Annotated in this window: 12 protein-coding genes and 3 pseudogenes; 3 read left to right on the top strand and 12 right to left on the bottom strand. The window is 58.8% G+C overall.

What is annotated here, in order from left to right; genetic code table 11:
- From NKJ32_RS34425 to NKJ32_RS34390, 8 genes and pseudogenes are all read right to left on the bottom strand, one after another.
- Positions 1-212: hypothetical protein (locus tag NKJ32_RS34425; protein WP_352830351.1), on the bottom strand; the 212-nt coding region annotated here is incomplete at its 3' end.
- A gap of 260 nt (positions 213-472) precedes the next feature.
- The gene (locus tag NKJ32_RS34420; protein ID WP_352830349.1) at positions 473-802 is read right to left on the bottom strand and encodes an MAPEG family protein; all 330 of its coding nucleotides are present in this window, start codon (positions 800-802) and stop codon (positions 473-475) included.
- Between the two features lie 170 nt (positions 803-972).
- Positions 973-2,487 (bottom strand): amino acid permease, encoded by a 1,515-nt coding sequence (locus NKJ32_RS34415; RefSeq protein WP_352830346.1) that lies wholly within the window; start codon positions 2,485-2,487, stop codon positions 973-975.
- Positions 2,488-2,587: 100 nt separating this feature from the next.
- Entirely contained in the window at positions 2,588-2,932 is a 345-nt protein-coding gene (locus tag NKJ32_RS34410) for a hypothetical protein (RefSeq protein ID WP_352830344.1), read from the bottom strand.
- A gap of 237 nt (positions 2,933-3,169) precedes the next feature.
- Positions 3,170-3,379, bottom strand: a complete 210-nt coding sequence (locus NKJ32_RS34405) for a hypothetical protein (protein WP_352830341.1) — start codon at positions 3,377-3,379, stop codon at positions 3,170-3,172.
- On the bottom strand, positions 3,319-3,663 hold the full coding sequence (locus tag NKJ32_RS34400) for a TRAP transporter large permease subunit (protein ID WP_352830339.1): 345 nt from the start codon (positions 3,661-3,663) through the stop codon (positions 3,319-3,321). Before NKJ32_RS34400 ends, NKJ32_RS34405 begins: the two co-directional genes overlap by 61 nt.
- Before the next feature lie 50 nt (positions 3,664-3,713).
- A pseudogene (locus tag NKJ32_RS34395) lies at positions 3,714-4,220 on the bottom strand (transcriptional regulator); the annotation flags it as partial.
- Between the two features lie 292 nt (positions 4,221-4,512).
- Positions 4,513-5,040 (bottom strand): class I SAM-dependent methyltransferase, encoded by a 528-nt coding sequence (locus tag NKJ32_RS34390; RefSeq protein WP_352830336.1) that lies wholly within the window; start codon positions 5,038-5,040, stop codon positions 4,513-4,515.
- Between the two features lie 52 nt (positions 5,041-5,092).
- Between NKJ32_RS34390 and NKJ32_RS34385 the strand changes: the two genes are divergently transcribed.
- Complete coding sequence (locus NKJ32_RS34385) at positions 5,093-5,278, top strand: hypothetical protein (RefSeq protein ID WP_352830333.1); 186 nt, start codon at positions 5,093-5,095, stop codon at positions 5,276-5,278.
- Positions 5,279-5,670: 392 nt separating this feature from the next.
- Here NKJ32_RS34385 and NKJ32_RS34380 read toward each other — a convergent pair whose 3' ends face one another.
- Positions 5,671-6,000, bottom strand: coding sequence for a hypothetical protein (locus NKJ32_RS34380; protein WP_352830353.1), 330 nt, complete (start codon positions 5,998-6,000; stop codon positions 5,671-5,673).
- Positions 5,960-6,253: pseudogene (locus tag NKJ32_RS34375) on the bottom strand (DnaT-like ssDNA-binding protein); the annotation flags it as partial. The pseudogene NKJ32_RS34375 and the gene NKJ32_RS34380, both read right to left, overlap by 41 nt.
- A 67-nt stretch (positions 6,254-6,320) precedes the next feature.
- On the opposite strand from NKJ32_RS34375, the gene NKJ32_RS34370 reads away from it, so the two are divergent.
- Positions 6,321-6,503: a CsbD family protein gene (locus tag NKJ32_RS34370; RefSeq protein ID WP_352789641.1), complete on the top strand. Its 183-nt coding sequence runs from the start codon at positions 6,321-6,323 to the stop codon at positions 6,501-6,503.
- Positions 6,504-6,784: 281 nt separating this feature from the next.
- Here NKJ32_RS34370 and NKJ32_RS34365 read toward each other — a convergent pair whose 3' ends face one another.
- Positions 6,785-7,162 (bottom strand): hypothetical protein, encoded by a 378-nt coding sequence (locus tag NKJ32_RS34365; protein WP_352830331.1) that lies wholly within the window; start codon positions 7,160-7,162, stop codon positions 6,785-6,787.
- A 10-nt stretch (positions 7,163-7,172) separates the two neighbouring features.
- Positions 7,173-7,354: pseudogene (locus NKJ32_RS34360) on the bottom strand (major capsid family protein); the annotation flags it as partial.
- A 392-nt stretch (positions 7,355-7,746) separates the two neighbouring features.
- Between NKJ32_RS34360 and NKJ32_RS34355 the strand changes: the two are divergent.
- On the top strand, positions 7,747-8,634 hold the full coding sequence (locus NKJ32_RS34355) for an ArdC family protein (protein WP_352830329.1): 888 nt from the start codon (positions 7,747-7,749) through the stop codon (positions 8,632-8,634).
- The last annotated feature ends 1,804 nt before the right edge of the window (positions 8,635-10,438 follow it).

Here is a 10,438-nt window from a genome sequence, read left to right as displayed (position 1 = left end):
CTGTAGACCGGTTTGCCTTTGGGGGTCACCAAGCCGTAGCGATCGGCAATTTCATACTTGGGCAATACGAGGAAGCGGCAACCGCTGCCCGGCGAGCCGTCTTGTCCAATCCAAGCTTCAGCGTGACCCAGAGCCTCTTGGCGGCGGCGCTTGCCAAACTCGGGCGAACAGCGGAAGCCAAAGCCGCCGCCAGGCAGGTGCTTGTGCTGCAACCATCCTTCAGTTCGAGTGGATACTGCAATGCCATTGGGATCACGCCCGCGCTGGCTGCAACGCTGGTGGAAGCATGGCATCAGGCCGGTCTGCCGCCATAGGAGTCTGTGCTTAGCCAACAAGACCAAGATGTCTGGATTCGAGCAATTCGGGTTTGACGATATCCAGCGTGATCAGTCCGGCGCGATGCCGCCACCCGGCACGATCGTGTGGACATGGGGAGCGCGACCTCTCCGTGCTGGCCCTCGGGGTGCGGGCACTATAGCTCGGGCCAGAGTGCCGCTAGCAAAAGCAGCACAATTCCAACGAATGCGACATTCCAGGCGAGCGAACGAACCAGGGGAACGCCCGCTGCGTAGGGCGGAAGATAAACCAGCCTGGCTGAAAAATAGAGGCCAGCTCCCCATTGGCTGAGGCCGCTCTCACGAGCGAGCGCATGGACAAGAAAGACTCCAGCCACGAACACCGGGAACGTCTCCAGGAAATTCCGAAGTGACTTCGAGGCGTCCTGCGACCCCCGTGAGCGGAGGGGCTTCCGGGTCGCGAGCACTGGCCGTCCAATGATAGCCTCGCTGTAGGCTAGCCGCATGAGAGGCGAGAATAATCTGGACAAAACAGAGCATGCAACTCGCTACAAGCATCACCATTTCGAAGCTCATTCGACCTCGCACTTCGCTGTTAGTCGCACGAATTGCCGGAGCGCACCGATTAAGGCGTCGCTCCGGCTCTTCAGTGCCTTGGATGCTGACAACGTCGACTCTATATCGAGGCAGTGCCTTCACGCTGCTTGACGGCGAATTCCTCCTCCGGCGAATAGACTAGCGTTCTGCGGCCATAGGCGCCGAAATAGACGATCGCCAGTGCATACCAGACTGCTACTCCGATGATGCCCTGGCGGTATAACGGGTCGGTAAGCTGGAAGCCGATGGTAATCAAGGCGATGATCACGGTCAGCCACGCGCCCAGCACTCCAAACGGACTCCGGTAAGGGCGTTCAATGTTCGGGAAACGACGGCGCAGTTGCAGGAAGGTCAGCCCCTGCAGAAGATACGAGAACATAGCGCCAAAAACAGCCATGTTCAGGAGCGTGCCGCCGATGTAAGTGCCGGCGGCCCCGCCGCCCTGGGTCAGCCAGATCACCACCATCACCAGAAAGCCCAGCAGCGATCCTGCGGCAAGCGCCACGTTGGGCGTCTTGTGCTCGCCATGGGTTACCGAGAGGAAATGCGGGAAATAGCCCGCGCGGCTCAGCGAATATATTTGCCGTCCGTAGGCGAAGATGATCGCGTGGAAGCTGGCGACCAGCCCTGCAACTGCGAACAGCGCGAGGACCTTCGCCCAGCCTGCTCCGTAGATGACCCTGAAGCCGTCAAGGATAGGCTCACCCGACGTTCCGTACGCAAGGGATCCGTCGGGCAGGGCCGGGTTGATGATCAGGATCAGGAAACCTGTGACCAGGAGTGTAAACATGCCGAGCATGATGCCTTTGGGCATATCACGCTTGGGATCCACCGATTCCTCGGAGGCAAGTGGCAATTGCTCAATGGCGAGGAACAGCCACACCGCAAAAGGCATCGCAGCGAAAATGCCTCGCAACCCGAACGGCAGGAACGGCCCGTTTCCCTCCGGCAGCGCAACTGCAGCGCCGTCGGGTCCCACTCCGATATTCATCGCGTTCTTGGCGAAGTCGAATTGTCCCGACGCAAGTGCGCTGACGAAGAAGAACACTAGGATCGCCAAGGCGATGAGCGTTACAATGACGGTGACCCCGAATGAAAGCGCCACGCCACGCACGTTCAACCCGACGAAGACCAGGTAGCCGGCGAGCCACCAGATCGGCTGCCAGGCATCAGGCGTGCCGGTGATGGCCGTCATGTAGGTGCCGATGAAATACACCACGACTGCCGGGGTGAGCACGTATTCGATGTTCTCGGCGATGCCGGTAATGAAGCCGCCCCACGGTCCGAACGCGGTGCGCGCGAACGAATAGGCGCCGCCGGTATGCGGCAGCGCAGGGCTCATCTCCGCGATCGAATAGGTCAGGCCGAGATACATGATGGCGATCAGCACCGTTCCGATAAACATGCCGCCCCAGCCGCCGACGGCAAAGCCGAGGTTCCAACCCGAAAAGTCGCCCGAGATAACGGCTCCGACGCCCAATGCCCAAAGCGAGAAGACGCCGGCGTGACGCTTCAGCCCGCGTTTTTCAAAATATTCAGAACCGGGAGTGTGATAGAAGACACCCCCTTCGTGTTTCTTGGATTCCCCAGCCATCGTTTTGTCCCTCTCTGTTGAATTACAGGTGTTCCAAATGCAAGGCGATCTGGTAAGACAGTCTCGTCACAACCCCTTTCCATTTGCGACACTGGTAGTTTCATTGGTTAGACCACCAGCTGTGAAGAGTTGAGGCTAAAGTTGCAGATTTGCTGCCGCTTCCCTTGGTTCCGACCAACGCGTCTTCTGATCTATAGATCAATCCTGGCTCGAGGATCCATTCACCAGCGGAGAGCGATTCGATATCGTAACGTCCGTCAGAAAGGCGTGCTGCAAGCCCAACATAGCGATAGCGAGCGCCGGAGGAATCTGTGACTGAGCCAAAGATTGGTCGGTCTGCGAGGTAGCCGATGATCGCGCTTTCAGCACCTGATTGCGAAACCGCGGGACCAGCAATCCTGAGTGTGTAGTACTCGAGCGGAACGCTTCTCGTGCCAAGGCGCATCAGCTTATTCCTCGTTAAAGGAACGCATTGCGCAGTATGCTCGCACGGGCTCAATAAATCCATCCACATGATGGTTCGCCCAGACAATACACCTGTTTTAACTCACCACCACCTTCGTGCTGAGACAGGTCTCCGCCAATCAGAGCAGCTGCTGTTAGCCTCAATTCGGCAGACAGCTCCACCAGTGTGGAGCCGAACGCCAGATGATCCGGGCTGGCCGTATCAAAAATCGACGATCTAATAGGTCACATATACCATTTTGGGCAACCACAGCGTGATTGCGGGAAATACAATGCACAGGCCGACGCCGACGGCTTGCAAGAACAGAAAGGGCAGGGCGGCCCGGAAGATCGTCGCCATAGTTATCTGCAGAGGGGCGACGCTCTTCAAATAGAAAAGCGAATAGCCGAAAGGCGGGCTGAGGAAAGGCCATCTGCATGTGACCATGAAGATGATGCCGTACCAGAGCGGCACGTCGCTGGAGGCCACACCCGGAAGGCGAATAGTCCGTCGAACTGGAGGCCCTTCAGTATCGGCGGCACAGTGAGAAGCAGGATGCCAACCCAATCAAGAAACATGCCGAGCACGAACAGGATCACCATCATCAGGATGAGCACGCCATAGGCCACAAGGCCGGTGCCGAGGATCGAATCGGAGACGAATGTCTGGCCGCCCTTGAGGATGAAGAAGCCAACGAACATGGTGGCGCCGAAAAAGATCCACATCACCATGGCGGTCGCCCTGCTCTCGCGGCGGCTTCAACTGCCCTACAGCCGTCGGGCTGGAGGAAGAGACAATGGTGGCACATCGCCGCGTTGCCGTGCGCCAGCGCATAGGCAGGATCGAGTTCGATGACACGTTGGAGCAGCACGAGCGCCCGCGTCACCTGCTCGGGCATGCCGGAATCGACGTCGAGTTGCGCCCGCAGCACGAGGCCGTAGGCATCGAGACTGTCGGGGCGCTTACGTTTCACCCTGGCGATTTCGGCGCGCCGCACACTCGGCGCAATCGCGCCCACAGCCGACAGCGCGATCTCATCCTGAAGTGCGAAAATATCGTCGGACTTGCGGTCATAGCGCGCTGCGCACACATGAGCACCGGTCGACGCATCGATGATCTGGCTGGTCACGCGCACGCTGTCGCCGGCCTTCCGCACACTGCCTTCGAGTACATAGCGTACGCCAAGTTTGCGGCCGACCTGCTTCACGTCTACGGCACGGCCTTTGTAGATGAAAGTCGAGTTTCGCGCGATGACGAAAAGCCAGTTGATGCGTGCCAGGCCGGTGAGTGGCATGTTGGCGAAAAGACCATCCGTGCAACCTCGGGAACCTATTTGTTCATCCCGCCGGGAGTGCCGTCTCAAACAACGCCAGGGACCGGCTTGGGTCGGCTCCAGCCGAAGTGCAAGAGCGGCTTTGGAGGAGCGCTACGAACGTCGTCTCATGTGAAAGCGGATTATCGCGGACGCGAACTTTTGACTCGTGCGCGACTGTAACGGGTCATCAGGGCAATGCAGAGGGATGACTCCGTTTCGCCCCGCCGTTGGCGATCATCATCGCAGCCCACGGCCACCCGACAGACTAGTTCCAATATTTGAAAACTCTCCCGAGACGGTTTGGCATCATGAATAGTTGCTCCGCGTTGGCAAATCCAGCTTGATAGCCCATCGCCGTCCAAGTGTCGGCCGGCTCAGGGAAATCAGCTAGGCGCATGTGGCTCTCCATCGCGGCGAATTCGTCATCTGTCACAGCTGCAAACGCAACCCGACACGCTGAAAATCGATCGAGCCATTCAGCTCGGTTTTCTCCCTCAAGCAGTGTAGGCTCCCAGATCAGGAATATGCCACTTCGGTTCAGTGCATCGTGCACATCTCTCATCAGCCGAGCCTTCCCTTCAGGCTGTAGATGATGGAGCGACATTCCAATCCATACCACGTCGACGGGCACGGTCCATTCGGACATTGCTTCAACGAAATCGCAACATCGTAGCTCGATAGGACACGCCAAAACCTTCAGTGCTTCGTTGGCGAGTTCCAACGATTGTGCAGAAAGGTCGATGCCGTAGTAGTGCTCGACAGAGGTTCCTTTGAGCGCCGCCGATTCTGGCATTCAGAGGATGGCGGCGATTGGGTACGGCGCAAACGAGACCGTGGTAGCAATCATGATGGATAAAAACGGACAACTTAGATCCGCGCCGGTGGACGCAGACAACGACTTTCTGGTGGCCAAACTAACCGCGTGGAGTTCGCTGCCGATGGCAGACCAAGCCTCTGCCAACTACCGCGGCGCGGCAGCGAGCTTGCTTGCGAAGCTTCGTAAATCGGGCCGTTTCGACCGGTCTACCTGATCTTTCTCAAAGTCGGATAGCGGTGGCGTGATGGCGAGACACACGGTAGCGCGTCGTGTGGATCATGTCCTACGAGTCTGAATCAAAAAGAATGTCTTGATATCAAGCCCTTACGGCGTCGGTGGCCCGCAAGGGCGAATTGGGACCTACAAGTTCAGCAATGATGGGCAAATTGTCCGCGTCGGTCTGAACTACCATTTCTAATCACTTTCAGAAGTATCAGACCGGCTTTTCTTCGTTAGGGCCGATCTGAACGCTGTCTTCGGCACCGTCGATGGTGCGCTTGATTGTGGCACGGCAGTTGCCGCCCACAAGGATCGACGGTGACTGTCCTGGCCGTTCCTTTCGAGTTGCTTTTTGGGAGATTGTCCGGAACCGCCGGGCGCGGGTTGCTAAGGCGCTTCCGGGGTCAGCGGCGTCAGCGTTGCCGGCGCCGGAACGATGTCGGAATAGACGGTCGGCGCGGTCACCTCGATCGGGAAGGCCAGCTTCTGCAGGACGTGCAGGTGTAGGTGAAGCGCGCCTCTTAATGCGCCCGGCCGAGCGCGGTCGCCAGCGGGAATGGAGCGCTGATAGGTCTCGCGGCCCTCCGGCGGATAGCCATCGATCAGCGGCCGGCGGCCGACCGTATAGGTCGATGGCACATGGACCATGCCATCCGAATCGGTGACATAGCGCTCGCAGCAAGCCGGGATTGACCAGTTCGAGGTAGGCGGCCTCATACGAGGCATCGATAATCCGCTGCGGGATCAGATCGCTGGCAAGCGTCGAGCCGTAGACGGTGGCGCCGGTGCGCGGCCATGCTCTTTCCTGCGCCAGACCGCCTGTAGGCTGGCCGGGGAAGCGCATCCCATACGTGCCGTCGATATAGGCGCTGCCGCGCTGGCGAGCCGCAGAGATCGTCCCTACAGGCACGGTATAGCCGGCTGCGGCCGCATAGGCTGTGAAGCCTGCATCGTCACCGTATCCAGCCATGACGAACCCTCACGCTCTGGAACATTCAGGTTCCGCTCACGTTGATTTCTGCAAAAGGAGAAAAGCTATGCACAAGGACGAGGTTAAGGGTTCCGCGAAGAAACTGCGCGGCGAGGTGAAGGACAAGATGGGCAAGGCAACGGGCGATGATAAGCTTCGCGCTGATGCAGCCGCTGACAAGGCTGAAGGCAGCCTTCAGAAAGGCGTTGGTAAGGCGAAAGACAAAATTCGAGATGCCTTGAAGGATTGATAACAGTCTGTCCTGGCATTTCCATTTGGATTTCTGGCGGCCCCCACATCGGCCGCCAGATTCGATGGACTTGGCAGGCGCGGTTAGAACACGTCGAAGAGCCATAAAGAAAAGATCGCGATCGCTCCAAGCACATAGAACCCAAGAAGCCAGACAACGGGGGCGAAGATACCAATGTCCTCTTTGAGCTTCATAGCAGCATTGTGTAGTGATCTATATCTACTCATCACATACACCCCACCCATCCGTACATATAACCATGGCGGGATATTTTCGTTCCATCATTGTAGACGCTTCAGCTTGCTCCTTAGCATCGTGAGGTGCGGCAGTTGCCGGCCGCACCTAACGCCGGTCACTCCGCCAACTTGGCGACCGACGAGCTCCTTGAGCTTGTCGGTCGGGATGTTCTTGGCATAGTCGATGCCGAGCTTATCCGCCTGCTTCTTGAGGTCCTCGCGTTCCGTGTCGGCGCCCTTGCCTTGGAGGAATTCGTCGGACTGGGACGAATTCTTACCGGCAAAGGAGAACCAGCCGGTTGCCTTGGCAACTTTCTGTTCGGCTGCGCTCACGTCGACATCGACGGTCTGGGCCGGATCGAGGAGAACCGGACCGCTGGTGGTGTTGATACGCGCGGGCCTGCCTGGTTGTTGGTGTTTCATCATCGCCTCCTTAGATGCCGTCGAGATAGCGGATCAACTTCGGCCGGCGGATATCGACCCCGCCGAGACGGAAGATGCCGGGCACGTCGAACTTGATCGGCCCGGTCTGCCATGCGGGCAGGAACCGGAAGGGCGTCGGCATGTGGAACTTCAACACCTCGCGCGAGCGGTGATAACCACCATGCGCTTGGTGAAATATTTCGGCAGAAATTTCTGAGCGGGTCAGCCGAACAGGCTACTCTCTTTGACATCTCTGAAGCGTCCATCCCCTCACTGCGACGCCGGCTGGTCCTTCCCGGAAAACGATCATGGCCCCGGATGCCGCCAATAACTGCTTTCATTAGGTTATCCGCTTGGCGTTGTTTAGCGGACTTTCAACGCTATGCCCTCTAGTTGACCGGCCAGGCGTGATCGATGCGGCCGGCCGTCTCCATCCGTCGGGTGATTTGACGGACAAGCTACAATAGCCCCTCCCCCATGCAACCGCTGTCGCGGTCCTCCTCTTCGTTGCGGCCCCTTCGGGGTGCATGAGCTCGTTTCGGCTATCTCCGGTCTTTGCCGTCAACCAACGGATGGAGACGGCCATGACGAGCATCAAGGACACCTACCAGCGCATCACGGACACCATTGTCGAGCAGCTTGAAACCGGCACCAAACCCTGGATCCGCCCCTGGCGCGGCAATGCCCGCCGAAGCTCGATCATCCCGCGCCGCGCGACCGGTGAAACCTACCGCGGCATCAACGTCATCATGCTGTGGGTCGCGGGCCAGACGTTCGGCTACGAGGAGAACACCTGGATGACCTACAGACAGGCCCAGGACTTCGGTGGTCAAGTCCGCAAGGGCGAAAAAGGCGCCCTCGTCATCAAGTACGGCACCTTCACTCCGAAGGATCACGACGACGACGAAGACCGCGCGATTCCATATTTGAAGGGCTACACCGTCTTCAATGTTGAGCAGATCGAGAACATGCCGGACAGGTTCTTCAGCCCGGCCGAGGAGCTGCCGGGCAATCCGGTTCCGCACATCGAGACCGTCGAAAATTTCGTGCAGAACACCGGCGCAAGCGTCAGCTACGGTGGCACCAAAGCTTGCTACCGGCCCAGCAGCGACGACATCCTCATGCCGGACCGCGGGCGTTTTGACAGCGAGGTTCACCTTTACTCGACATTGCTACACGAGAGTTCGCATTGGTCCGGCGCAAAGCATCGTCTGGACCGCGATTTGACCGGCAGATTCGGCAGTGAAGGCTACGCCGTCGAGGAGCTCGTTGCCGAGATCGCGGCATCGTTTCTGTGCGCCGACCTGGGCGTGGCGCATGATCCGCGCGACAACACAGCCGCCTATCTGGCGAGCTGGCTCGCTGTCCTGAAGAATGACAAGAGGGCCATCATCACGGCCGCTGCGAACGCGCAGGCCGCTGCCGAGTATCTCACGGCCCTGCAGCCAGCCGCCGGACAGGAAGCCGCGTAAGGAGAAGCGGTTATCGGGACGGCGGCGGGGGACTTAGGAGCGGTATCACAGCAACGATCCTTCATCGTTTCACGCGGTGCAGGGCAGCCTCAGCGCGGAGCTGGAAGCCAAGCCCCTCCATGCGGCCGATCAATCATCCCTGATGGTGACGCACAGCCGCTAACCGCGCCGCGAGCACTTAGTGGCTCCATCGGAACTGTGGCCAGTCCGACAGCTCGTGGATATAGGAATTCATTCTCCGCACTTCATGCGGAGAATATCCAGCTTATTCTCCTCAAAAAAGTGCGCAGATTGCCGCCTGTATTGTTCTCCGCATGGGTAATCCGAGGGTACAAATGTGGCAGACGGCACTATGGCCTAACCGCGATGGCATACGGAACATTTATTCTTCCATATCTACGCACACTTACGTTGGCCTGTTCGGCGTGGCCGTAGAAGCCCTCGAGCACCACCGTCAATCTGATTGCCGATGTTACGCCCTCATTTGACAACAGACTCCCGGGCTATCAGCCAGGGCTCAATCAGCAGCCTTTCGTACTGACGTTTCGGGCTCTTCAGACGGCCGAGCGCGTAAGCCCCGCCGATTTGCGTCCGATATCGCGTAGAAACAACTCGACGGTCGGGCTGGCCGCGGGCGTGTCGTCGCCGTGCTGCACGGAGGCAACCTCGTCCTGGGCCTCGCCGGTCCACTCATTCCCACCACCACCGCCGCGACGTCGGAATAGGAGACTCACCCCGGCTCGCTGCCTATCGGAAAAAAATGCAAAACAGAGTCGGCAAAGCACTCGCAACAGCAAGCCCCAACCCCTGCCAAGGTCTACCCCTCGCCAGTTCGGTGTGACCCAAGAGAAGCGCGCGAACGTGCGCCTGTCGCGCTCGCGGACGACACACCGGCAACACTCCTGCTGCATGACCTTGTGCAGCCGCCAGACAAAATGATGGCGATCGATCTGTCTGGCTGCCGGCGTTGCCGGCAGCCATCGGGACGCAGTTCGGGCACAGGTCGAGCGCAGGGAGATCAGGCCATGGTGATCGTTCTCGCGGGAGTAAAGGTGATGGCGTTGGCGACCGGTGGGCCATCCTGTACTCGCTGCTCGAGGCCGCCAAGCTCAACGGGCGTCGAGCCCTTCGCGTATCTCGCCGACGTCCTCTAGCGCTTGGTCGACGGACATCCCGTCAACCGGCCTCGACGAGCTCCTGCCGTGGGCTTGGAACGCGACATCCTGTCAATGCCTGACATTAGATGCAGTTCCCGGATGCATGCTCACCCTCATCTGCGGCCAACCTTCCGGCCGCAATTTCCGCGACGAGTAGGCCGAACTGCGATCGAGGAGGTATGTGGCGATCATCGCGATGTCACCGAGAACGCTGAACGAAATTGGCTAGGAACAAAGTGTTTCGACTCGAATCCAGTTTCACCCGGCCGTGGCTCGATCGCCGTCAGATCGGCGACCGCGTTGCCCGCCGGAGCTCATGGCGCCATTGCGCCCATTGATGCGCAGCATCGTGTCGACCAGCAGACAGAGCGGTAACCGTTCCAGCAATGGCTGTCATCATAGAGCGAATATTGGAACCGATCCTAGAGCTGCGCTCGCCGCATCATAATCACTTGGAGAATGCCCGGAAATGGCGCTTTTTTCTCATTCCGATCGAGGGAAGCTACGGAAGAAAACCACCTCTCGCGACCTTTCCTTGTCGCGAAAACTCCCGATCAAAGCGACGGTTTTGCATGGGACTTTTGCACAGTCGCAGAACTCAACTTTTGCGACAACATTTCCTGCTTCCCGCTTTCCTTCTGATGTCG

It is taken from the genome of Mesorhizobium sp. M0159 (assembly GCF_040322295.1).
Taxonomy (GTDB): Bacteria; Pseudomonadota; Alphaproteobacteria; order Rhizobiales; family Rhizobiaceae; genus Mesorhizobium.
The sequence above is the reverse complement of the archived record's forward strand: the minus strand, read 5'-3'. Positions and strand labels throughout refer to the sequence as shown.

What these genes read in the sequence shown, in the direction of transcription:
- NKJ32_RS34420 (WP_352830349.1), bottom strand. Translation starts at nt 802, where the DNA reads ATGCGGCTAGCCTACAGCGAGGCTATCATTGGACGGCCAGTGCTCGCG.
- NKJ32_RS34415 (WP_352830346.1), bottom strand. Translation starts at nt 2,487, where the DNA reads ATGGCTGGGGAATCCAAGAAACACGAAGGGGGTGTCTTCTATCACACT.
- NKJ32_RS34410 (WP_352830344.1), bottom strand. Translation starts at nt 2,932, where the DNA reads ATGCGCCTTGGCACGAGAAGCGTTCCGCTCGAGTACTACACACTCAGG.
- NKJ32_RS34405 (WP_352830341.1), bottom strand. Translation starts at nt 3,379, where the DNA reads ATGGTCACATGCAGATGGCCTTTCCTCAGCCCGCCTTTCGGCTATTCG.
- NKJ32_RS34400 (WP_352830339.1), bottom strand. Translation starts at nt 3,663, where the DNA reads ATGGTGATGTGGATCTTTTTCGGCGCCACCATGTTCGTTGGCTTCTTC.
- NKJ32_RS34390 (WP_352830336.1), bottom strand. Translation starts at nt 5,040, where the DNA reads ATGCCAGAATCGGCGGCGCTCAAAGGAACCTCTGTCGAGCACTACTAC.
- NKJ32_RS34385 (WP_352830333.1), top strand. Translation starts at nt 5,093, where the DNA reads ATGATGGATAAAAACGGACAACTTAGATCCGCGCCGGTGGACGCAGAC.
- NKJ32_RS34380 (WP_352830353.1), bottom strand. Translation starts at nt 6,000, where the DNA reads ATGAGGCCGCCTACCTCGAACTGGTCAATCCCGGCTTGCTGCGAGCGC.
- NKJ32_RS34370 (WP_352789641.1), top strand. Translation starts at nt 6,321, where the DNA reads ATGCACAAGGACGAGGTTAAGGGTTCCGCGAAGAAACTGCGCGGCGAG.
- NKJ32_RS34365 (WP_352830331.1), bottom strand. Translation starts at nt 7,162, where the DNA reads ATGAAACACCAACAACCAGGCAGGCCCGCGCGTATCAACACCACCAGC.
- NKJ32_RS34355 (WP_352830329.1), top strand. Translation starts at nt 7,747, where the DNA reads ATGACGAGCATCAAGGACACCTACCAGCGCATCACGGACACCATTGTC.